This window comes from Acinetobacter sp. YH12064 (assembly GCF_013419735.1).
Lineage (GTDB): Bacteria > Pseudomonadota > Gammaproteobacteria > Pseudomonadales > Moraxellaceae > Acinetobacter > Acinetobacter amyesii.
The window spans coordinates 86,075-109,374 of sequence record NZ_VOZP01000008.1 but is presented as its reverse complement, the minus strand read 5'-3'; the positions used below and the strand labels follow the sequence as shown (position 1 = coordinate 109,374).

General features: G+C 40.1%; 25 protein-coding genes. 6 read left to right on the top strand and 19 right to left on the bottom strand.

Annotated elements, in window-relative coordinates:
* Positions 1-69: 69 nt before the first annotated feature.
* Both FTU13_RS09985 and FTU13_RS09980 read right to left on the bottom strand, forming a co-directional pair.
* Entirely contained in the window at positions 70-1,413 is a 1,344-nt protein-coding gene (locus tag FTU13_RS09985; RefSeq protein WP_180034727.1) for an amidase, read from the bottom strand.
* Positions 1,410-2,705: an MFS transporter gene (locus FTU13_RS09980; protein WP_078193614.1), complete on the bottom strand. Its 1,296-nt coding sequence runs from the start codon at positions 2,703-2,705 to the stop codon at positions 1,410-1,412. Before FTU13_RS09980 ends, FTU13_RS09985 begins: the two co-directional genes overlap by 4 nt.
* Before the next feature lie 97 nt (positions 2,706-2,802).
* On the opposite strand from FTU13_RS09980, the gene FTU13_RS09975 reads away from it, so the two are divergent.
* A complete protein-coding gene (locus tag FTU13_RS09975) occupies positions 2,803-3,771 on the top strand; it encodes an Lrp/AsnC family transcriptional regulator (protein WP_180023872.1) in 969 nt (322 codons plus the stop codon).
* A gap of 39 nt (positions 3,772-3,810) precedes the next feature.
* On the opposite strand, the gene tsaD is transcribed toward FTU13_RS09975, so the two are convergent.
* Positions 3,811-4,827 carry a tRNA (adenosine(37)-N6)-threonylcarbamoyltransferase complex transferase subunit TsaD gene (gene tsaD, locus FTU13_RS09970; RefSeq protein WP_180127974.1) on the bottom strand — a complete coding sequence of 339 codons (1,017 nt, stop codon included), beginning with the start codon at positions 4,825-4,827 and terminating at the stop codon, positions 3,811-3,813.
* A 146-nt stretch (positions 4,828-4,973) separates the two neighbouring features.
* On the opposite strand from tsaD, the gene rpsU reads away from it, so the two are divergent.
* Positions 4,974-5,189 (top strand): 30S ribosomal protein S21, encoded by a 216-nt coding sequence (rpsU, locus tag FTU13_RS09965; protein ID WP_001136722.1) that lies wholly within the window; start codon positions 4,974-4,976, stop codon positions 5,187-5,189.
* 39 nt (positions 5,190-5,228) lie between these two features.
* Positions 5,229-5,675 carry a GatB/YqeY domain-containing protein gene (locus FTU13_RS09960; protein ID WP_078193617.1) on the top strand — a complete coding sequence of 149 codons (447 nt, stop codon included), beginning with the start codon at positions 5,229-5,231 and terminating at the stop codon, positions 5,673-5,675.
* A gap of 114 nt (positions 5,676-5,789) precedes the next feature.
* Here FTU13_RS09960 and FTU13_RS09955 read toward each other — a convergent pair whose 3' ends face one another.
* From FTU13_RS09955 to FTU13_RS09890, 14 genes are all read right to left on the bottom strand, one after another.
* Positions 5,790-6,347 (bottom strand): GNAT family N-acetyltransferase, encoded by a 558-nt coding sequence (locus FTU13_RS09955; RefSeq protein ID WP_180127855.1) that lies wholly within the window; start codon positions 6,345-6,347, stop codon positions 5,790-5,792.
* Positions 6,348-6,394: 47 nt separating this feature from the next.
* Positions 6,395-6,754: a hypothetical protein gene (locus tag FTU13_RS09950; protein ID WP_180115231.1), complete on the bottom strand. Its 360-nt coding sequence runs from the start codon at positions 6,752-6,754 to the stop codon at positions 6,395-6,397.
* Positions 6,755-6,875: 121 nt separating this feature from the next.
* Complete coding sequence (locus FTU13_RS09945) at positions 6,876-8,315, bottom strand: M48 family metalloprotease (protein WP_180127853.1); 1,440 nt, start codon at positions 8,313-8,315, stop codon at positions 6,876-6,878.
* 85 nt (positions 8,316-8,400) lie between these two features.
* Positions 8,401-9,372, bottom strand: coding sequence for a D-glycerate dehydrogenase (locus FTU13_RS09940; RefSeq protein ID WP_180127851.1), 972 nt, complete (start codon positions 9,370-9,372; stop codon positions 8,401-8,403).
* 20 nt (positions 9,373-9,392) lie between these two features.
* Positions 9,393-10,040 (bottom strand): hypothetical protein, encoded by a 648-nt coding sequence (locus tag FTU13_RS09935; RefSeq protein WP_180127849.1) that lies wholly within the window; start codon positions 10,038-10,040, stop codon positions 9,393-9,395.
* Positions 10,041-10,214: 174 nt separating this feature from the next.
* Positions 10,215-12,104, bottom strand: coding sequence for a M48 family metalloprotease (locus FTU13_RS09930; protein ID WP_180127847.1), 1,890 nt, complete (start codon positions 12,102-12,104; stop codon positions 10,215-10,217).
* A gap of 91 nt (positions 12,105-12,195) precedes the next feature.
* Positions 12,196-13,734: an amidophosphoribosyltransferase gene (gene purF, locus FTU13_RS09925; RefSeq protein WP_078193623.1), complete on the bottom strand. Its 1,539-nt coding sequence runs from the start codon at positions 13,732-13,734 to the stop codon at positions 12,196-12,198.
* Positions 13,735-13,758: 24 nt separating this feature from the next.
* Positions 13,759-14,346 (bottom strand): CvpA family protein, encoded by a 588-nt coding sequence (locus tag FTU13_RS09920; protein ID WP_078188866.1) that lies wholly within the window; start codon positions 14,344-14,346, stop codon positions 13,759-13,761.
* Between the two features lie 5 nt (positions 14,347-14,351).
* The gene (locus FTU13_RS09915) at positions 14,352-15,353 is read right to left on the bottom strand and encodes a quinone-dependent dihydroorotate dehydrogenase (RefSeq protein WP_078188867.1); all 1,002 of its coding nucleotides are present in this window, start codon (positions 15,351-15,353) and stop codon (positions 14,352-14,354) included.
* A 90-nt stretch (positions 15,354-15,443) separates the two neighbouring features.
* Positions 15,444-15,923, bottom strand: a complete 480-nt coding sequence (gspM, locus tag FTU13_RS09910) for a type II secretion system protein GspM (protein WP_078188869.1) — start codon at positions 15,921-15,923, stop codon at positions 15,444-15,446.
* A complete protein-coding gene (gspL, locus tag FTU13_RS09905; protein WP_180127844.1) occupies positions 15,923-17,062 on the bottom strand; it encodes a type II secretion system protein GspL in 1,140 nt (379 codons plus the stop codon). Before gspL ends, gspM begins: the two co-directional genes overlap by 1 nt.
* 27 nt (positions 17,063-17,089) lie before the next feature.
* Positions 17,090-17,545, bottom strand: a complete 456-nt coding sequence (locus FTU13_RS09900; RefSeq protein WP_078193626.1) for a histidine phosphatase family protein — start codon at positions 17,543-17,545, stop codon at positions 17,090-17,092.
* A gap of 79 nt (positions 17,546-17,624) precedes the next feature.
* Positions 17,625-18,698, bottom strand: coding sequence for an NAD(P)H-dependent glycerol-3-phosphate dehydrogenase (locus tag FTU13_RS09895; protein ID WP_180127842.1), 1,074 nt, complete (start codon positions 18,696-18,698; stop codon positions 17,625-17,627).
* A 60-nt stretch (positions 18,699-18,758) separates the two neighbouring features.
* Positions 18,759-19,349 (bottom strand): nitroreductase family protein, encoded by a 591-nt coding sequence (locus FTU13_RS09890; RefSeq protein WP_218955020.1) that lies wholly within the window; start codon positions 19,347-19,349, stop codon positions 18,759-18,761.
* Positions 19,350-19,561: 212 nt separating this feature from the next.
* Here FTU13_RS09890 and FTU13_RS09885 point away from each other — a divergent pair, with 212 nt between their 5' ends.
* A complete protein-coding gene (locus FTU13_RS09885) occupies positions 19,562-19,951 on the top strand; it encodes a hypothetical protein (protein WP_180049388.1) in 390 nt (129 codons plus the stop codon).
* Between the two features lie 98 nt (positions 19,952-20,049).
* Here the strand turns inward: FTU13_RS09885 and rhlB are convergent, their stop codons facing one another.
* Positions 20,050-21,201: an ATP-dependent RNA helicase RhlB gene (rhlB, locus tag FTU13_RS09880; protein WP_078193628.1), complete on the bottom strand. Its 1,152-nt coding sequence runs from the start codon at positions 21,199-21,201 to the stop codon at positions 20,050-20,052.
* 99 nt (positions 21,202-21,300) lie between these two features.
* Positions 21,301-21,513, bottom strand: a complete 213-nt coding sequence (locus FTU13_RS09875; RefSeq protein WP_005014923.1) for a cold-shock protein — start codon at positions 21,511-21,513, stop codon at positions 21,301-21,303.
* Positions 21,514-21,928: 415 nt separating this feature from the next.
* Here FTU13_RS09875 and FTU13_RS09870 point away from each other — a divergent pair, with 415 nt between their 5' ends.
* The gene (locus FTU13_RS09870; RefSeq protein WP_078189214.1) at positions 21,929-22,123 is read left to right on the top strand and encodes a sulfurtransferase TusA family protein; all 195 of its coding nucleotides are present in this window, start codon (positions 21,929-21,931) and stop codon (positions 22,121-22,123) included.
* A 142-nt stretch (positions 22,124-22,265) separates the two neighbouring features.
* Positions 22,266-23,135, top strand: coding sequence for an RNA polymerase sigma factor RpoH (gene rpoH, locus FTU13_RS09865; protein ID WP_078188879.1), 870 nt, complete (start codon positions 22,266-22,268; stop codon positions 23,133-23,135).
* The last annotated feature ends 165 nt before the right edge of the window (positions 23,136-23,300 follow it).

Genomic DNA, 23,300 nt, shown 5'->3' with positions numbered 1-23,300 from the left:
AGCCAAAAAACTAAATAAAAAAAGAACCGCTATAGCGGTTCTTTATAATTGAATATGACAAATGATTCTTTAATTCTGACAAATAGGTGGAAGGACAGAACGAATACCTAAACCATTGGCAATTTTCTGCACTGTGTTTACCACATTAACATCATTAGCTTGATATGAAACCAACTGAATACCCATCGGCAGTCCACTTTCACTTTGAGTCATTGGAAAAGCATAACTTGGTGCATCTAAATAGTTAAATGGACGCGTGTATTCACCCACATGACTAAACTCGGTATCCGTTGAGCTTGACACAGCTGCAAGGAATGGGCTCACTGGAAACAGCAAACATTGACCATTTAAAGAAGCTTTAAATGTCTGCTGAAACTCAGTTCGCTCTGCAATCAATGACTCGTATTTTTCCTGTGAAATACTCTTACCGCGTAGCACACGCTGACGAACTAATTCCCACATCTGTGTTTCAGCATTTTCAGCTGTATCGCCATGATATAAATAACTTTCATAAGCAATAATGTCAGACGTCCGGTCTGATAAATTATGAAAATCGAAATGTGCAGGTGGTTGCCAGTTTTTAATTTCGATTCCCAATGATTCAATGCGTTTTAACCCTTCGCGCCAAAGGGTTAATACCTCAGGCTCAAGCGGATATGGAAATGCAGATTCATCTAAAGCATAAATTACATTTTGACTTGATGCCGCTCCAACATCTACATCCATCAGTACATTGACTAAAGCGCTAATATCATCTGCAAATCGTGCAAAAGGCCCTAGAGTATCTAAAGTTTTGGATAAAGGTACTGCACCCGTGTCGGCAATTTTATGGGCTGAAGGTTTAAAACCAAATATGCCATTTAATGCTGCTGGTGTACGAATCGAACCACCTGTATCACCGCCAAAGGCCATAGGACTAAGACCACTAGCCACAGCAACCGCTGAACCTGAAGATGATCCACCCGGTGCAAATTGCTGCTCTGCCCACGGGTTTTTAGGTGTGCCTTGCATTGGATTTTGACCAGACAAACCAAAAGCCAACTCGGTCATTTTAGTTTTACCTAAAATCACAAAACCTAAATCTTGCAATTGATCAACCAGTTTACAGTTCGCTTGCGCTTTTTGATCTAAATAAACCGTACCTGCATAGGTGATATGACCCGCTACATCCAGATTATCCTTTAGTAAAATTGGCACACCATGAAATGGACTCAATCGTGTGCCTTGCTGAAGCAACTCATCTAAATGTTGTGCCTGTTGCAAAGCCTCAATTTCGAATAATTCCGAAATACAATCTAGATGTTTAAATGTTTGGTTTCGATCAATATAAAATTGAACTGTCTCTACTGAAGTTATCTTTTTGCAGGCAATCTGGCGACCAAGCTCAAGTGCAGATAAATTCACAATATTCATTTTATATCTTCCAAACCTTTTCCTGCCGTTTCAGGCATTTTCATAAATGTGATTAATGTTAATAATGCGCCAACCAATACCATAAAATAGAAGTAATCTTGTTTACCAATACTTTGTAGCCAAGTTAGCACATACGGTGTTGTGCCACCGAGTAAAGCCACCATCAAGTTGTAAGGTGCGCCAATACCGACAGCTCGTACTTCTGTCGGAAACTGTTCAGACATGACAGCTGGGCCAATGGCGGTATATAAAGCATATAAAACCAAGCCGAAAAGCTCGACCAATAAAATTGATGCAAACGTGCCATCCATCCATTTAATGATTGGATAAAAGAACACTAAATATCCCACAGCAAACACGATCAACTGCGGTTTACGACCAATTTTGTCTGATAGCCAGCCAAATACAGGCTGACACAGCATAAAGATAATTAAGCCAACAGTATTTGCAGCAAAGGCTGTTTGTGGCTCTGCGCCTAAAACTTTAATGGCATAGGTCGGGACATAGACCACAAAAATATAGAATGCAAATGTTGTTAAGATAGAAATACCCACAATACGAAGCGTTTCTTTCGGATGACGTTTAATCAGTACAACCAAAGGATTTTTTACTGATTCTTTTTTATGGGTCATTTCGCTATCAGGTACTGATTTACGAATCCACATACCCACCAAGCCGCCAATCGCACCCAAAATAAACGGAATACGCCATCCGTATTCGCTCATTTGCGTTTCAGTTAAAGTACTTGTTAAAGCCCAAGCAAGACCTGAGGCCATCAAAATACCAATCGCTGAACTGAAAAACATAAAGCTTGAATAGAATCCGCGTTTATTTTTCGGTGCCATCTCTGAAAGATAAGTTGCCGCTGAAGCGAACTCACCACCCAAAGATAAACCCTGAAGTAATCGCGCTAATACCAAAATAATCGGCGCAAAAATACCAATTGATTCATAGGTTGGTGAAAGACCAATCATCAAAGAACCACCTGCCATCATTATGATGGTTGCGGCCAAAGCTGCTTTTCGACCATAGCGGTCAGAAAAGATACCCAATACGATTCCACCTAATGGTCGCATGAAAAAACCTACAGCAAAAATTGCGAAGGTCGCAAGCAAGGATGCGGTTGAATCATCTGATGGGAAAAATTGTTTCGCGAAAAATACTGCAAAAGTTGCATAAATCGTCCAATCGAACCATTCAATAGCATTTCCTACAGTTCCTGCAAGAATAACTTTCTTTTGTGATACATTTCCTTGTGTGGAAATTGAGTTTTGCATTTTTGACTCATCCATAAGCGTCTCATTTAATATTTAGACATAAATAAAGGTTGTATTTTATTTTCTAGACTTAAATTTAGATTATAATTAGTTTTTGGACAAGTCAATCATCATGAGTGAATCTTTTAGTTTCGACGAAATCGATACTGCATGCATCAAAGCTCTTATCTCCAATCCGAGAGGATCATGGCGAGAACTGAGCCAGATTAGTGATGTCCCTGAAAAAAAGCTGTCTCGACGTCTAGGTAGATTGCTAGATGACCAAGTTATACGAACTGCAATTGAATTAAATCCTGTGGTTGCCAATAAGGGTTACACCGTTCATGTCTGGATCAGTGTGAAATTTGGGAAGGAAAAAGAAGTTGCGCAATTTTTTGCAAACCGTCCAGAAGTACGCATTGTTTTTCTAACCACAGGACTTGCCGATATTTTTCTTGAAATTGGATTAGAAAAGGCCGCCGATCTCTCTGTTTGGATGCATGATTTTGTTACGCATATTCCGGATATTAAAACCGTAGAAACCCAAGCCGTATTAAAACCATTTACTTGGGCAAGCAAACCCAAAGCTTTAGAAGGTACAAGCGATAAAAACGTCAATTTTAGAAGTTTGACTGAAATAGAGTTAAAACTGATTCATGCTCTGTCTATTGATGGGCGTTCATCTATTAAAAGTTTGGCAGAGCAAATCGAACTCAGTGAACATAAAACACAGAAATTATTGAATGATTTATTGGAAGAAGGCATTTTCAACATTCGTGTCGATGTAGAACCCAGTTTGATGGGCTATAAGTCCGAAGCGATTATTTTGATTAAAGCTCGTCCAGATGCAGCAAATCAAATTGCCAAAACCTTGTCTGAACTTAAAAACACACGCTGCCTATTTGGCATTAGTGGAGATTCACAATTTTTCTGGCATGTCCTATGTAATGATTTAAGTGATTTATGGAAACTCATTACAGAAGATCTTGGTAATTTTGAAGGCATTCAATCTTGCAATACCAACATGGTGACATTGGCATTAAAACGTGCAGGATTTATGCGAAAAATCAGCAGCGCGCAGTTATTTTCAAATTTAGATTAAAAAAAAGAACCGCAAATGCGGTTCTTTTTTTAACGATTTTTACGCTTCGTTTGGATTACTTAATTCCGTCATCGGCCAACGCGGTGTAGTTGTAACAGACAAACCATCATGCTGACCCGCTTTAAGACGCTGATAACCTGCAAACGCAATCATTGCACCATTATCTGTACACAGCGCAGGTTCTGCATAAAACACATTTGCACGGATTTTTGCCAAGTCAGCTTCTAAGCGCTCACGTAAACGCTTGTTTGCACTTACACCACCGGCAATAACTAAACGTTTTAAACCAGTTTGTTTTAAGGCCTTCACTGATTTTTTCACCAATGTATCAACCAACGCTTCTTGGAATGATGCAGCGATATCCGCCTCACTACCTTCGCCTTCAACTTTTTTCAATTGAACTGAAACGGCAGTTTTTAAACCACTAAATGAAAAATCTAAACCTTGGTGTAGCATTGGACGTGGAAATTCAAAGGCATTGATGTCGCCATTGATCGCCAATTTCGAAATATTTGGACCACCTGGGTATGGTAGACCCATCATTTTAGCGACTTTATCGAATGCCTCACCTGCTGCATCATCAATCGACTCACCCAATAATTCATATTGACCAATTCCATAAGCAGCCATCAATTGAGTATGTCCGCCAGAGACTAAAAGTGCCACAAATGGAAATTCTGGTGGAGTTTTAGACAACAAAGGCGCCAACATATGACCTTCCATATGATGTACACCAATTGCAGGTTTATTCAGTGCAAATGCCAACGTACGACCAAACAATGCGCCTGTCATTAATGCACCCATCAAGCCCGGCCCGCGAGTATATGCAATGGCATCAATTTCAGATTTATCCATCTGACTTTCTTCAAGCAATTGTTTTAATAACGGAATTAACTTACGCACATGGTCACGTGAAGCTAATTCAGGTACCACACCACCATATTCTGCATGCAGTTTGATTTGGCTATACAATACTTGTCCGCGTAATCCTTGCTCACTATCGTAGAGTGCGAGTCCTGTTTCATCACACGAAGTTTCCAAGCCTAAAACGATCATTAAACTGCCTTTTGCCCATTTCAAAATATTGCGAAACCTATTATAGACTTGTGATATGAGATGTAAATGAGTAAAATACTGACCTTCACTTGTGATCAAGGGTAATTCGACCCGAGATCTTATCCATAACTTAATGAGGATTCTTCATGCCACAAGTTAAATTGAAAGAAGGCGAACCAGTAGACGTAGCTATCCGTCGTTTCAAACGTTCATGCGAAAAAGCAGGTGTTCTTGCTGACGTTCGTAAACGTGAATTCTACGAAAAACCAACTCAAGAACGTAAACGTAAAAAAGCTGCTGCTGTTAAACGCTACCAAAAGAAATTGGCTCGCGAATCAGTACGTACTACTCGCCTTTACTAAGATTAATTTGTGATTGATTGACTAACCTGGACAAGATAAATGACTACTTTAAAAAACCAAATAACTGAAGTTTTAAAAGCCGCTATGCGTGCTAAAGAAATGGACAAGTTAACGGTAATACGTAGTCTACAGGCAGCAATCAAGCAAATCGAAGTCGATGAGCGCATAGAGCTTGACGATAAGCAAGTTCTTGCGGTCATTGAAAAGCAAATCAAACAACGCAAAGAATCGGTTAAAGCCTTTTTAGGTGCAAACCGAGATGATTTAGCTAGTAAGGAACAAGCCGAAATTGAGGTGTTATCTCAATTTCTACCAGAAGCTATGACTGAGGAAGAACTTGATTCCATCATTGCGCAAACAATTACTGCGCAAGAAGCTACTAGCATGAAAGATATGGGTAAGGTGATGAACTCTCTACGTCCGCTCATAGCCGGACGTGCCGATCCTGCACAAGTTTCAGCTAAAATTAAAGCGAAACTCTCTTAATCTTTCATCTATATTGTTTGATTTGGTCTATTTAAGTACGCTGATGACTTAAATAGCCAAATTATCCAAATTCAAAAATAATTCAAATTCATTCATCATTTATAATTATCTTTCTTATTTAACGATTTCATACTTACATATATCTCGCCAACTTCCATCTACTGGATTTTGAATTGCAGCTTGTTCGATTTCAATCAATTTAAAATTTGCTCGTTCACATAGACGTCGTGCTTGCTTGTTCTCTACATCTACAAAAGCGTTTAATTGCTGAAATCCTAGATCATTCAATAATTGATCCACAAATAACTGCAAAGCTTCTGTCATCAAACCCTGCCCTTTAAATTCAACATTTCCCCAAAATCCAACGTTAGCTTGGTTTTCCATCCAATTGATTTGATGAATATCCATGACACCTAGAAAGTTATGCGACTGTTGCTCACGAATCACATAAACAAAATTTTCCTGATTTAACGCTGCCAACACCCTCGAATCACAAAATGCCAATGAAGCATCTAAATTAGGTTCTTGTAAGGACCAAGCCAAACTTGCAGGAAACATTCGTAAGGTTACTATACTTTGACAAATAGCCTCATAAAGTGCTTTTGCATCGTGGCGCTGAATCAACTGAAGCGTGATTCTGCCATGACTCATATCAAAATCATCGAGTTTCATTTTTATTCAGTTTCTCGTGATGAATTAAAATGCTTATAAATTTATTTTTAATTTAGGGCACATTGCACATTATATTTTTTTAATAATTGCATCTCTTTTGATGCGATCACCTGTTGAATCACATCCTGCTTATTCATAGTACGGTACTCACGATCTAAAAATGCACGATTTTCGTCAGCAGCACGATAAAGATCATTCACATAAGTCTGAACAATACCGCAGTATTTCACTTGCTGGTCTGCTTTAAATCCCTGTTGCTGTGGATCTAACTGACTAAAAAATTGTCGTACATCAGTTTTGTATTTTTCGTTAATATCATTCACAGCGATCACATATTGCTCTGCGCTAGCTGCTGCAATATTCGTTGCTAAGCCCAACAGACAGGCCGCCAAAATCATATTTTTCATTTGTAAGTTCTTAATCATAAATATTTTACATCCAGCTAGTTTACACTGATTAATCCAAGCCACTAAAACTACAATTTGCACTTTATAATCGACATAGATAAGTGCATCACATTTGAAATCTTTATATTTTTAATTTCCGTTCATTTTGCATTTCGTCTACACGATGCTTGATTTTCGCAGAAAGACTTTTCGAGTCTTTGGCGATGCGCTGCGCCTGTAGCAAAGATTTAATCGCGCGTTCTTCATCCCCGCCCCAATACTCTACTTCAGCTCGATATCGTAGTACATTGACTGAACGGAAGCTTGCATCTTTATCTGCATCAGCCATTTGCAACATCAGTCGCCAACCACTCAAGTCACGCGGATTTGCTTGTAAAAAACGCTGTAGAATCAGTTGTGCTTGCGCATATTCTTTGTTTCGAATCAAAGCCTCTGCATATTTATAATTTAATGCACGATTTTCAGGCATGATGATTGCCGAACTTTTCACAGCGTTCACGGCTTCAGCCGCTTTGTTTTGACCCAACAGCACATCGGTCTGCAAAATAGTAAAAAGTGCATGCGAAGCATTTTGTTTTGCTGCTTCATTTAATAACTTTTGAGCAGCACTAAAGTCACCTTGTTTAATATGCAAGCTCACCAAAGCCAACTCAGCTGCATAGTTCTTTTGTGCCACCATTGCATTTAATTGCAATTCAGTCGCCTGACCTGATAGTACTCGACTATACCAATGCAGAATTTCAAAATCTTGATCAACCAAACTGGTTTTAACTTGAGGCAACTGATTGGCACGTAAGCGCGCTTCGCTCATACGCTCCGTGGTTAAAGGATGTGTCAACCAAAAATCAGGCAGAAAGCTCACTCGACTCGTAGAGCGATGCATCACTTCAAAGAAGTCAGCCATGCTCTGCGGATTGTATCCAGCACGGTACATATACTGCATCCCAATACGGTCTGCTTCACGTTCTTGGTTTCGGCTATAGGTTAGTTGCTTATCCATCAAAGCGGCTTGTGAGCCCATCATTACAGCCGCACCGACATCACCATCTGCCTGTGAGGCCACCAAGGCTCCAACCAAAATACCGGCTAGTGACAGTAAACCTTGCCCTTTAAAAGCTTCCTGCGAACGACTGTAATGACGTTGTGATACATGTGCAATTTCATGTGCCATCACCCCTGCCACTTCATCCATATTACGTGCTGAATTAATTAATCCCGCATTTAATGCAAACAAGCCACCTGGTACAGCAAAAGCATTAATTTGTGGATCATTAATTAATAACAAACCAACCGGTTGATTGAGTTGAGTTTGACTCAAAATATGCGTAAAGACAGATAAAAGACGATCTTCCATCCACGGATTTTCAGTCACAGGGAGTTGACGATGCACCTCACGATACACTTTCTCACCAATGGCACGTTCTTTTTGTTGATCCAACAAGCCGACGCCACTACCAATTTCAGGCACAGAAAATTGTGGGGATGAACTAAAATCTACGGACTGCGTCTGCGCCAATGTCGAACAAAGCCCGAGACCACATGCCAGTAAAATCTTTTTCAAAGTCTATTCTCTAAATTTCATATTCGTACTTCATCGAATATAGCATTGAATTTTGGTGAATTATGGAGAAAACTGTTGTGATTGTTTATTCAAATTTTGGATTGACCACATAGCGTGGCGCACGCTCATGTACCAAAACATCCACTAGATTTTGATAAGCCAATTCCGCCATACGTTTACGGGTTGCCGCTGTTGCTGAACCCACATGAGGCAATGTCACGACATTGGCTAATGTAAATAATGGCGATCCCTGAAGTGGCTCTTGCTCATACACATCTAAGCCGGCTGCAAAAATTTGACCACGACTTAATGCATCGATTAAAGCGGTTTCATCAATCACTGAACCGCGTGAAATATTGACCAATACAGCATGCGATTGCATCAAGGCCAACTCACGTTCACCAATTAAAGCTTTCGATTCTGCATTTAAATCCACTGCAACGACCACAAAGTCAGCACGTTGCAACAAATCATCCAAATCGCAATATTGCGCTGATAACGATTCAGCCAATTCAATTTTTTCTCGGCGATTATGATAGAGTACATTCATATTAAAGCCGTAGCGAGCACGACGCCCAATGGCTGCGCCAATATGTCCTAAGCCAATAATACCAATAGTTTTAGCAAAGACATCCATGCCAAATTGCTCAGGGCCCACTGTACGCTTCCACTGCCCTTGTTTGGTCCATTGATCCAATACAGGCACTTTACGTGCTGCACTCATCAATAAGGTAAATGCTAAATCTGCTGTAGTTTCCGTCAATACATGCGGAGTATGGCTCAACCAGATATTTTTTTGATTTAAAAATGCTAAATCATAGTTGTCATAACCGACACTTACACTTGAGATGACTTTTAATTGTGATGCATGCGCTAAATTTGAGGCATTCAACAAACGTCCCGCACCAATCATGGCGTCAGCATCTTTTGAATGCTCAAGAATTTGCTGATTCACATCGCCCAATTTAGGACTAATTTGGAAAACTTTAAATTGCTGTTCTAAACTTTGGATTATTTCTTGATCTATTTGACTAAAAACCACTACTTTTTTTTGCATAAATTTTCCATTTACGTAATTTAAGTATTTTGTCCTGCCTTATTTTGCATAAATTGCCATAGGCGTTTTTTCAATAAAGGCTGTTCAATCATTTGCTGTAAAGATGCCAATGGATACACCTTCGCATGCTCTAAATGCGGAATATCGCCTAGACAAATGACATTTTTATCCAAGCTCATCGCATCGATAAAACCCTGTACATAAGATGCTGCACCACGACCATCTTGCAAATTCACCCAGCCAAAAGGCCACTGTAAAGCAAAGAAATCGGCACTGACTGCGCGCTGAATATTGCTCCACAAAACTTGCTGCTCTGCCGTTAATTCTGTGGCATCAATGACAATGACACAGTGCATTAAACAGATGGCTTCTAAGTTAAACGAAGGGATTTGAACAATTGGACGAATTTCAACAGGCTCAACAACCTTTGGTTCATCTTTAGGTGCTTCTACAGGTTGATTTACAACAACATCAACGTTCTTTTTAAGCTCAGTCTGTGATGAAACAGGCGTTGGCTGAGGCGCATTTTTGAGTAGAATTTCAGAGACTATTTCAGGAGCCGCCTGATCTCGCCAAATATTTGAGCTAAATTGCTGACACGGTGCTGCCTGAGGAATCCATATATCAATTCCCATTGCCGCCATTATGCTTCGCTGATGCCCAATCATGCTTTCATTTTCACCTATTCAAGGCTTGATATTCTAACGGGATTCACTCTGTTTTGCTGAACTTTTATAAATCAATTAGATCATACTATTTCTTTAAAGATTCTGTAGACTTGCTCAGACTAATTTTGACTTAAAATTAAACAATTTATTAATAAATCAAGCCGCTATAAATAATTATACGATCATCAAACTATTTTTCTTTTGCATTAGTTCAACTATCTCAGCTGATTCAAATCCAATACGCCAATATAATAGTTGCAAAACATCCAACTCATCTTGCGTGATAATTCGATCATTCCATAAACATATTTCAGCAACCCCAAGAATGCTTAACCGCTCACGCAGCAGCAGCCCAGAAATATCATTTAGGATTTCAGCCAAATCAATTGGCTCATCAGATATATCGCGATAGAACTCAAGTTCTTCTTTCGTTAAGATTCGATTGAGGATTTTTTCACGCACTTCGAGTTGGTTGTCACTGTTAATTTGTTGCACATGCAACAAGGCATCAATCAAACGCACAATACTCGGTTTTACATCTTCTAAAGACGTAGGTGTATGTGCAGGCAACTGATTCAACTCATATTTCACTGTTTCAAGTAGTAAGGCATCGAGCAAACCAATTTCACCATCTTCTTGAATAATTTTGGCCAGCTTGGTTAAGAACTGCCGTGAAATCGTCGCAGGCATAGTGCCAATATTTTTACATGCCTCATGAAAAATGGAGATATGCACACGACCATCAAGATTCAATAAGGCATCTACAATCGCACGACTCACTTCAGCTTCAGTCGGAATAAACTCTCGATACTGACGAATCATTAAAATAGCAACCATCACCTCACGCGAACCCGTTGCTGTTTGCAAGGCACGTTGGATCAATTCAGGCCGCTGCCAATTTTCACGAATCTCGGGGTTCAACGGTTTAATTGCATCTCGTATCGCAAAACTAATCGGTGACAAGCGCAGTAAAGGTAATGGTTGTGGCGAGTTCCATGGTGTTGCAACATCTGGACTAGCTTCTTCTAGTGAACGGAATAAATAAAATAGCGGCTGGTTTCGCAGTTTTTTTAAATTTTCTAGTTGCAGGTCATGAATGAGAGCCGGATTTAATTCAAAAATACGCTGTTCAATACTTGGGTGAATATTCATCCAGTTTTGCGGACTGAGTGAGTTTGCAAAACACATATGAGAAATCGATTCCGCATATTCACTATGAATTTGCGAACCTGAATGATGCACATAAATCCTTAATAAGGTTTGAATATTGGCATCATTTTGAATCAGACGTTTAGTTTTCTGGTCATTACGATAGGTTCGAGAACCCAAAGAGATATATTTAATAAAGCGGGAAATCAAAACACCTAAACTACCGATCAACCAAATAACTGCGCCAATCGCTACAAAGAGCGTTTCAAACTTATTGTCCCTTGCTTGTCCATTTTTATAGAAACCACGTTTTGCAATTTTACTGCCCCACTGACTAAAGGTCGTCAAACCGCTATATAAGATTTTCAAACGGGTATTTTCAGCAGCTTCCCCCGACAAGATCTTATTAAATTCATGGCTCAGCAAACCATACATTTCCATCTCATCTAGGGTTTGTAAGGCACCCCAGGTTAAAATGATCGATGTATCTCGAGGGCTAAAACCAGCGGTGAGCGCATTCACACCCACTTCATCAGGTAGGACATAAAGTGCGGGAGTATCGATTAAAAAGGTATCTGCCAGTTGCTCTGTCATACGCAGTGCAACACTTTCTTCAGGAATACTTTCAATCAGACTCAGACGTCGCGCACCTAACTGTTTGGCAAGTGAATAACCACCTAAACGAAAGGTGTAAAAATCATAGAGAACTGAAACCAACATAATCAGCAGTACAGCAGCCACTAAAAATGGGCTAAGGACATGCCAATAGATAGACTGAGTGGAATCATAATAATCCACAATTAAACCGACAATTACATTAATAATTGCGACGGTCAAAAACACTGCCGCCATACACATGGTGACAGGCCAAAACATATTTTTGTTTTTTATAAAATCATAACCCACACGTCTCAATGTAATACCCTTAAGTTACATTGTCTTTTGTTTGCTCATCATAAATGAAAAAAGCGGGAAATTCCCGCTTTTTCAGTGTGTTTTCAGCAGATTATTCTTCGCGAACACCTGTTAAATCCACAGAAGCCGCATCAATGTTAACATCAATATAGGCCGGCTTTTCATTTTTTGCAGAGTCATTACGCTTACGCTCTAATGCTGCCAAATATTCAGCATCAATACCACCTGCCACATATTTACCATCAAATACCGAGCAATCAAAGTCCTGTAACTCAGGGACTTTCTTGGTACGTACTGCAGATTTTAGATCTTCCAAGTCTTGGAAGATTAGGCGATCAGCACCAATAATTTCACGAATTTCTTCAACGCTACGTTCTGACGCAATCAGTTCAGATTTGGCTGGCATATCTATACCGTACACGTTTGGATATTTCACCATCGGTGCAGCAGATGCAAAGAATACTTTTTTCGCACCCGCATCACGCGCCATTTGAATGATTTCGTTACAAGTCGTACCACGAACAATCGAGTCATCGACCAAGAGTACGTTTTTGCCTTGGAACTCTAGCTCTACAGGGTTGAGCTTTTGACGCACAGATTTCTTACGAAGTTGCTGACCCGGCATAATGAAGGTACGACCGATATAACGGTTCTTCATAAAGCCTTCACGGAATTTCACACCTAAGGTATTTGCAAGTTCTAGCGCCGAAGTACGTGAAGTATCAGGAATTGGGATCACGACATCGATATCGTGCTCATCACCCCATTCACGTAGAATTTTCTGAGCAAGTTTTTCGCCCATTTTCAAACGTGCTTTGTAAACTGAAATACCATCAATAGTCGCATCTGGACGCGCAAAATATACGTATTCAAAGATACAAGGACGATATTCAGGGGCTACTGCACACTGCTTGGTCGACATCACGCCATCAGCAGTAATATAAATTGCTTCGCCCGGTGCAATATCACGCTCAACTTTAAAGCCAAGCGCTGTAATTGCGACAGATTCAGACGCAATGATATATTCCATACCATTTTCAGTTTCACGAGAACCGTAAATTAATGGACGAATACCATTTGGATCACGAAAACCCACTAAGCCTTGACCGGTGATCATAGCAACAACCGCATAACCACCTTTGCAACGTTCATGCACACGTGAAACCACGTGGAATACATCTTCAGCGCTTGGTGTAAGTTTTGCGCGTTTTTGCAATTCGTGAGCAAATACGTTTAATAATACTTCTGAGTCTGAATCGGTGTTCATATGACGTAAGTCAGTCTTGAACAAGTCATCATGAATTTCAGCAGCATTAGTTAAGTTACCATTATGTGCAAGCGTGATGCCATAAGGTGAGTTTACATAGAATGGCTGAGCTTCAGCACTGCTTGAAGAACCAGCAGTTGGGTAACGAACATGGCCAATACCATAATTACCCTGTAATGCACGCATATGACGTGTGTGGAACACATCACGCACCATACCCGTATCTTTACGCAGGAATAAACGACCATCCTGACAAGTTACGATCCCGGCTGCATCCTGTCCACGATGTTGTAACATCGTTAACGCATCAAACAACATTTGGTTAACAGGTGATTTACCAGCTATACCAACTACTCCACACATAGCAACCTCGCAGACAAGCTAGGGTTAATAAAAAGGATTATTTGTTGACTCACCCGATCCAGAACGTCCGTGCTTGTTCTGCGACTCAGATGGGAGGTCTGAAGATTTCTGAGCATCTTCAGACTGAATATGATGAAGTGCTTGATTTGCAGCATCTTTGGACAATTCGGTTGCCCAAGGCGCATATGGCAATAATGACTGAACCATTTTAGATTGTTTCCAATGTGGTGAACTTTCTACCCAAGGACCTAGCCCCTGCATAGTGATCAGCACCACCAACAATCCTTTTAAGCTTCCAAAAACACCACCTGCCAGTCGATTTAACGGACCGAGCTTTAATGTTTTCAAAATACTGTTCAATAACCATGTCGCGACCCAAGTCATGACTACAATCAACAATACAATAAATGCGAACGCGGCAATCTTCTGTACCACTGGATCTGTACTTAAAGATGTCATCGAAGGTGCAAGGACGGTTGCATACTTTGCCGCAATGACAAGTGCAAGAATCCATCCAATGAAGTTCGCAAAGGCTTTTACAAATCCTTGACGCAAACCGTTAAGCCCTCCAATGAGCAAAATAATCAGTATAAAGATATCAATGGTATTCATGATATTTACAATGCGTCTACGCAGTCTTTTACAAGTGTCGGACCTGTATATATGAGGCCACTATACACTTGTACAAGGCTTGCTCCTGCTTTTTGTTTCGCAACAGCATCCGCGCCCGACAAAATACCACCAACACCGATCAATGGAATTTGACCGTTTAATACTTTAGCAAAAGCCGCCAAACATGCCGTACTTTTTTCAAAGACTGGTGCACCGGATAGACCACCAGCTTCATCACCAAATGGAAGGCCTTCAACACCTTCCCGTGACAAAGTCGTATTGGTGACAATCAGACCATCAATTTTAAATTTTAACAATTGTTGGGCAATAAAATTAATGTCTTCAGGTTCTAGATCTGGTGCAACTTTAAGTACTAAGGGTACATAATGTTGATTTTCATCCGCCAACTCGAGTTGACGTTTCTTGAGCGTCTCTAACAGTTCAGTCAAAGCATCACCGCTTTGTAAGCTGCGAAGATTTTTTGTGTTAGGAGATGAAATATTAACGGTAATATAAGAAGCGTAGTTATAAACTTTTTCTAGACAAATCAGATAATCGTCAACTGCTTTTTCAACAGGTGTGACTGCATTTTTACCGATATTGATCCCAAGTACACCCTTAAATTTTGCAGCTTTGACATTTTCGATCAACTGATCCACGCCATCGTTGTTAAAACCCATGCGGTTAATAATGGCTTTTGCTTTCGGTAAACGAAATAAACGAGGTTCAGGGTTCCCTGATTGTGGAAGTGGTGTAATTGTACCAATTTCAATAAAGCCGAAGCCCTGGCTCGCCAGCGCATCGATATAAGCACCGTTTTTATCAAGACCGGCTGCTAAACCAACTGGATTCGGAAATTCGATTCCCATACATGTCACTGGTTTAGACGCCACGTTTTGACGCATCATTCCCATCTTGTGAGAAGATTTCAACAGCGATAATGTCAGCTCATGTGCACGCTCTGGTGCTAAAGTAAACAACAAAGGGCGGGCTAGAGAATACAACATATCTATAAAAGTCTACTGCTTTTTAAGTCGGCATATTATAGGCACAGCACAAATAAAACGCCATGCTTAGCAGATCTTTATTTTTACCGATTATTGTACACTCGCTGTTAATTTGACCTGTCCTGCTTCAGAACTTAACTCCATCTTTTCAATACTTAAGCCCATTTGAACCAATTGAGTCAAAAAATTGGCCAGAATTGCATAATTTTCATGCATCACTGCAATCTGTATTTGCTCACCGACTTGTTGAGATGCCACTGACAAGCCCTGTTGTTGCGACACACGCTGAACTTTTTCCAACGCACTCAGTTGTGTATCACCTGCTGGTTTCATCGTGACGGCATTACTTTGCATCCAAACAACAGTATCTTTAAGTTCATTCACGCGCTTTTGTTGAAAATTTGCAGCTTTGTTCATATAAAATAGTGCCGAACCAATCGCTGCCACTACAACAAAAATCGTGGTAAAGATCACCATGACTCGTTCACGAGTAGAAAGTTGGTCTAAATAATCAGTGATGCGCTCAATTTGCCCATCTATACGTTGCTGTAGGTTTTCCATTTTTGTCATTATTGTATTTTCACCAATCCAATCGCGCCGTTGGCACTTGGTTGAATATTCCCTAATTCAACTTTAAAACCTTGTTGTTTTAATTGATTGGTTAGGGTTTGTAGTACTTCTGCCGAATTGGCTTTTAGCTCCATATTTAACATCGAGGCTTCATAGCTCACACGATTTGCAGAAATTTGGTTTTGCATCAAAACTGGCCCGACACGGCTCAGCAAGGACAGCGCCTGCGCATTGCCCGTTTGACTCTGACGCAATTGTGATTCGAACTGGCTTTTCAGCGTTTGTTCAGTCACAGGATAGCTTTGCCCAAACCAATATTTAAACTGATCAATCGCTTGTGCCGCAGTGATATTAGCCACTTTTTTGTATTGATACCAACGAACTGCATCATAGCTAAACTGTGTAATTACAGCCGCGACCAAAACTGCTGCACATGCTTTCCAATAGCCACTCACACCATTATTGGCTTTGGCTTTCGGAAAAACATTGAGTGGATGTTGTTTTGGTTTTTTTATATTGGGTAGTTCATAATGAAACGATTCAATGTGATCATGCGTTACAGCGGCTTCAAGACTATGCGTCTGATCTGAACTTAGATTTGAAATCTTATAGTTCGGCTGACCAATTTGATAATCCAAGTACAATGCCAAATCATCAACAGACTGACCGACATATTCACTATTTCGGACCAATAAATGACCGCTGACATTTGCCAAAACATGTTGCCCAGCTTCTGGGCTTGGCAAGACCAAAAAGTCAGGTAATAACGAAATGACTTTTACAGGAATTAGCGTCAAAGCATGCTGCATCGTTTCAACTGTACTATGCGCAATCCCCATGACCGTTAATTCATCCGGACTTTGAAAATGATGCAATACTTTCATTGCATCCAAAGGCAAAATGACATATTCCTCAAGTAAATATTTTACGCCGTCTGGGCCAAGTTTTTTATACTGGTTTTTTGGAAAATTTTGCTGAATGATTTGTACATCACGACTTGGAAAGAAAACAACCGCTTCCTTTCCCGCATGTGGCTGAATTTCCTGAATCAATTGTTCAAGTGTCGATGACTGCTTCCAGAAATCCCCTTCTGACCATTGCCAAACCCCATTGGCTTCGGGCATCCATAAATACAACATTAATTTTTCTGCCGTTTTAATTGGTTTTTATGTTGATGGTATAAACGTTTTAATTTGAGTCGATAACCCTGGAGCAATGACCGCTTGTTCATAAATACGCGCTTCTGCCAAAGCATAGGGATTAAAATATTCTGAGACTAAAACACTGGCCATATGTGCCACAACGTTCATATGGCACACCACCACAATAGACTCATACGGTAAATGTGATAACCATTCCACTGCAACTTTGGCATCATCTTCCGGTTTGATGGCATTACAAATAACCACAGGCACATGTGGAAAATGTTTTTGCAAAGATGAAAGTGTTTGCTGCGCACGCAGTAGCGGACTCACCACAAAAACGTCTGGTTGAATTATATCTTTCAAATATGCTGCAGTTTCTGCCGCTTGAGTTTGTCCGCGCGCTGTTAAAGGACGCTTTTCATCATTCCCCATTACTGGCGGAGCAGCTTCGCCATGCCTAACCAATGTCAGTTGCATAAAATTTCCTTATTCTATTCCGCACATTATATACAGCCAGTATGACAAAGCTATGTGTATTGCATATGAATCAGCAAACTTAAACTTGCTGATGTGGCAAGACAAATTCAACATCACTACGATGGCCATTTTTCATCAATGACAATGCAATGTTCAGTGCCGGCGCACCTTCAAAAATCACTTCGTACAAGGCACTGGTAATTGGCATATACACATCGAGCTCTTCAGAGCGTGCGCGTACTTGCACAATAGTATTAATCCCTTCCGCAGTTTGTCCCAGTTCTTTGGTCGCTTGTTCTAAGCTTTTACCACTACCGAGTGCAAAGCCGACTTGGTAATTACGGCTGAGCGGACTACTACAAGTTGCAAATAAATCACCGACACCAGATAAACCTAGGAATGTTAATGGGTTTGCGCCTAATTTCACTGCAAAACGGCTCATTTCTGCCAAAGCACGTGTCAAAATCATACTCTTGGTATTTTCACCGACACCATAAGCCGCAGCTAGACCCATCGCGACTGCATAGATATTTTTCAAAGCACCACCCAATTCCACGCCATGCACATCATCACTTGCAAATACACGGAACAACGCACTGTGTAGCGCTTGTTGAACTGCATAACGAACCAGTTCAGATTGGCTTGCGATCACTGTTCCTGCAGGCTGTCCCGCAACAATTTCCTTCGCCAAGTTTGGCCCTGAAAGCACACCGTAAGGAACTTCTGGTAATTCTTCACGAATAATATCGCTCATAAAGCTAAAGGTATTGGCTTCAATACCTTTGGTTAAAGACACCACTGCTTGTGAGGTGATAAAAGGCTTGATCTGCTGTAAAACACTACGGAAAGAATGGCTCGGAATGGCCACCAAAATAATGTCACGATTACATACTGCTTTTTCTAAATCTGAAACAGCAAGCAAACTTGCTTCTAATTGAAAATCTGGCAAGTAACGTTTATTAATATGTGTTGCATTAATTTCCGCAGCTACCGCCTCATCACGAATCCATATCATGGTGTCACAGCCATTACGTACTGCGGTATTGGCCATCGCAGTACCAAAACTCCCACCACCCAACACCGTAACACGTAGTGCAGTTTTTTGGTCAACTGACACAGGGCTAACAAGACTTGCAAAATCAAGTTCTGACATTGTTCTTTTATCCTAATTTCTTTACTGATCGATCTTGTTCAATCGACCTATTTTTCACTTTTATTGCTTTGCTTTATGCCAATGGCTTACAAAGTCAGCAGATTGTATTTCAGCACGCGGTGGAATGGCTTTCACAGCTGTACCGATATAAATAATGCCTGAAATCAAATCATTTTCCGTTAAGCCTAAGGCTTGTTTAAACAATTTAGATTCAACCACCGCCCCACTACGCCACATGGTTGAAAAGCCCTGTGCTTGTAAAGAGAGCAAAAAGTTTTGTACTGCTGCGCCTGAACTTAAAATTTGTTCGAAATGCGGAACTTTGGGATGATCTTGTAATTGAGTTAACGCCAAAACCAATAGTGGCGCACGAAATGGATGGTGTTTCACACGTTCCAACTGCGCTTCTTCTGTTTGTCCAGTATCGGCTAAAGCATGTGAAAGCAACTCACCAAATGCTTCACGTTCAGTTTCAGGAATAATCACGAAACGCGTAGGCTTAAGACGATGATGATCTGGCGCCGTTAAAGCGGCTTGAAACGCATTTTCCAATTGCTCAGCATTCGGCGCAGGTTCAATTAAATGACCAATCGACTGACGCTGATGAATATTTTGATGAACTGTATCAACTGCTGATTTTAGAATTGACATCTATACACTGTACTTTAAAACGTTTGCTCAAGATTAGCATATTCTCAATAACTTACTCTAGAATGTTTACGTCAGACTCGGTGCTTATTTGTTAAGTCAGCTTTATTCACAGATTTACTATAAAAAAACCGCATAACTTGTACAGCAGTTCCCTGTTCTATAAGAAATTTTATGTTCAAATAAATCAAATTATTTCTAACTCGGGGCACCGCATGAAAAAATTCAACAAAACTGTTGCCATTGTTAGCACGCTAAGCGCAACTGTGCTTTTAGTTGCATGTACAACTACGCCAACAAAATCTTTAGCGATTCAAAAACCAAATAATCAATATGAAGTGACTGCCGTAGGTAAAACCAGTTTAGCGGCAAAAAATAATGCAATTGCAGCTGCAAATAGTACCTGTGGTAAAAATGCGACCCCTGTCGTGGTGGATGAAAAGCAAGAATACAACGGTGTATTAAAAGGCGTGGTCGATGAAAAGACAGGTCAAATGATTCAGGCTGCGGCTGGTGTACTTGGCACCATTACAGGAAATAGCGGTAGCATCAGCAAAGATGATGATTACCAAACCGTACTAACCTTTAGTTGCCGTGCAAACTAAAACGCTAGTCTGTGATTTTGTTTTGCCATTAACTCAAAATGAAATAGTCGACATGAAATAAAAAAGCCTGCAAATCTGCAGGCTTTTTAGAAGCAAAATTAGCAATAACCGTCTAAACGGGTTAAAGGTAATTTTTGACCAATGGCTTTTTCAATTTCAGGCAGTGAAAAAGCATCATCTTCAGACAAGAAACTAATACTCACACCACGAGTACCTGCACGACCTGTACGACCGATACGGTGTACATAATCATCAGACTGTTCAGGAAGTGTGAAGTTCACTACATGAGAAACACCATCGACATGGATACCACGACCCGCAACGTCTGTTGCAATCATGATGTTATGTTGACCATTTTTGAACTGATCAAGCATTTTCAAACGCTTATCTTGAGCGATTTCACCTGACAACATCACCACTTTATAACCGTCTTTTTTGAGATGATCATAAAGTTTACGCACCTGATCACGACGATTGGCAAAGATCATGACCTTTTCAATTGGTTCATCACGTAAGATGTCTTCCAATAATTTATATTTATCAGACTTCGCCACCATGTAGACACGTTGCTCTACATCTGCATTGGTTTTTTTCTCAGGTTCAATTTCAACAGTGACTGGTTCAAACAACCATTGCTGTGCCAAATTTAAAACGTCATAACTAAACGTCGCAGAGAACATTAGCGTTTGGCGTTGTTCTTTACGTGGTGAAAAGCGCACGATACGTTTCACTGAAGGAATAAAGCCCATATCTAAAAGACGGTCAGCTTCATCGATCACTAAAAATTCAATTTGATCGAGCCAAACTTCTTTTTGTTCCACAAAGTCAATTAAGCGACCCGGTGTCGCCACCATAATGTCGACAAAATTACGATTTAATAGATTTTTTTGCTTATCAAAATCTACCCCACCGAGCAAAGTCATGACATTGAGATCAGTGTATTTCACTAAATCTTTTGCATCACTTTCAATTTGCAAAGCAAGTTCGCGCGTTGGTGCAAGAATCAATGCACGCGGTTCACCACGATAACGCTGTTCTTTAATTGGATTATTCAACAAGTCATTGATCACACTGACCAAGAAAGCCGCAGTCTTCCCAGTACCAGTTTGAGCACGACCAATAGCGTCATGTCCAGCCAATGTAAATTTTAAAACCTTTTGCTGAATAGGCGTCATATCCTTAAAACCTAAAGCATCAATGGCTTTTTTAAGGTTCGGATGTAAATTTAAGGTTTCAAAACCTGATGACATATAGATGTGCCCTAAATGAATAATCACAAAATTGCTGAAGCATTATAAACAAAAAACGCCCCAATTTACATTGGAGCGTTTTTGAGTACATTCAGACGATTAGTCTAAAGGTTGTACTTCTTCAGCTTGGAAGCCTTTTTGACCTTTAACAACGCTGAATTCTACGCGTTGGCCGTCACGAAGTGAACGGTGGCCTTCGCCCATAATTGCGCGGAAATGAACGAATACATCGTCGCCGCCGTTACGTTGAATAAAGCCGAAGCCTTTAGTGTCGTTGAACCATTTAACAACGCCTTGTTCACGAGCTGTCATAAGTTAATCCTTATCGTATTTAAAAAAGAAGGACCACCCGGTGTTGCAAACAGCAGACCAAACAAGGTTAAAAAAAATATTTTTATTTCTAAGCTTGTAATCATTCTGTAAAACTATCAACAAAATCCCGGTTACATCCAAATATATCAAGAGTTAAGAGGCTTCACAGCCAACAAAAATCTTAACAACGCAACGAGCTTAACACGGGTTTACCGCAATTAATAGATTTTTTTGATCTATTTTCCTTTTGAATATTCTTATTTTTTCACATCGTTTGAGTTATAAATCACAAAGGATTTTTACCTATTTTAGGTTGGGATTTAGCACTGTATTTGCTAATATTTCCATTGAAATGTAAACATGTTGGATCTGCTTCGTGAGTGACAGCCAAAATTCGCTTTTAACTGTAGATGCAATGGGTAAACCCTGCCCGATGCCACTATTGATGCTCAAAAAAGCTTTAAAGAAAAGTCCAGACCAATCTTTATTGTTAAAGTCATCCGATCCGCACAGCCAACAAGATGTATCACGATACTGTCAAATACATCAGTTAAACTGTGAAATGCGCAAAATTTCCGATTCTGAGTTTCATTACTTAATTGAATCTTAAAAAGATTCAGTTAAACTAAATTGCTTCATAATTGAATAAAAGTTTACATTTCTATACCCAATTTTCCATAATTTACGGAAATATTGGATTAAGATGAATCTTAGTTATTGGGCTTACCCATTTTAATTCTCAAGGAGAAAACATGAGTGACAGCAGCAATCAATTGATGCCCCTGTCATTATCGGCACCTGGGGTGAATCTTGGTGCTTATATTAGTACTGTTAATCAGATTCCAATTTTATCGGCCGAACAAGAAAAAGAGCTGGCCGAACGTTATTATTATGACCAAGATTTAGACGCAGCTAAAATGCTGGTGATGTCACATCTTCGTTTTGTTGTGCATATCGCACGTAGCTATGCAGGCTACGGCTTGCCACAAGGTGACCTGATTCAAGAAGGTAACTTGGGCTTAATGAAAGCGGTAAAACGTTTTGACCCAAACATGGGCGTACGTCTCGTATCTTTTGCTGTGCATTGGATTAAAGCAGAAATTCATGAATATGTGATTCGTAACTGGCGTATTGTCAAAATTGCGACCACTAAAGCGCAGCGTAAATTATTCTTTAATTTACGTAGCTTAAAAAAGTCATCTAAAAAATTAACTTTGGCTGAAGCACAGTCGATTGCCAATGACTTAAATGTAACACCTGAACAAGTCTTGGAAATGGAAGGCCGTTTAACTGCTTATGATGCTGCCTTTGAAGCTCAAGGTGATGATGACGATGAAGGTTCGACCCATGTCGCTCCTGCCCTTTATCTCGAAGATAACCGTTACGACCCTGCGCGTTTAGCGGAAGATGAAGATTACGAAGAACAAAGCACTTCAGCTTTACATGAAGCCATGGATCAGTTGGATGACCGTTCACGTAACATCTTACAACGTCGCTGGTTAGATGACGAAAAGTCGACGCTGCATGAATTGGCGGCGGAATATAATGTATCTGCTGAACGTATTCGTCAGTTGGAAAAAAATGCGATGGAAAAAATTAAAGTCGCAATGTCCTCAAACTAAGTTGAAGGCTTTTCCAGTCATTCTTAAAAAGAGCATTTCGATGCTCTTTTTTATGTCTGAATAGTATTGAATGACAAGCTACAACACAAAAACTTTGGGCATTTTTGCTTTAACCCTGCGTGCTAAATATGCTATGGTTATGCGCAAATTTTGTTAAGGTGAATG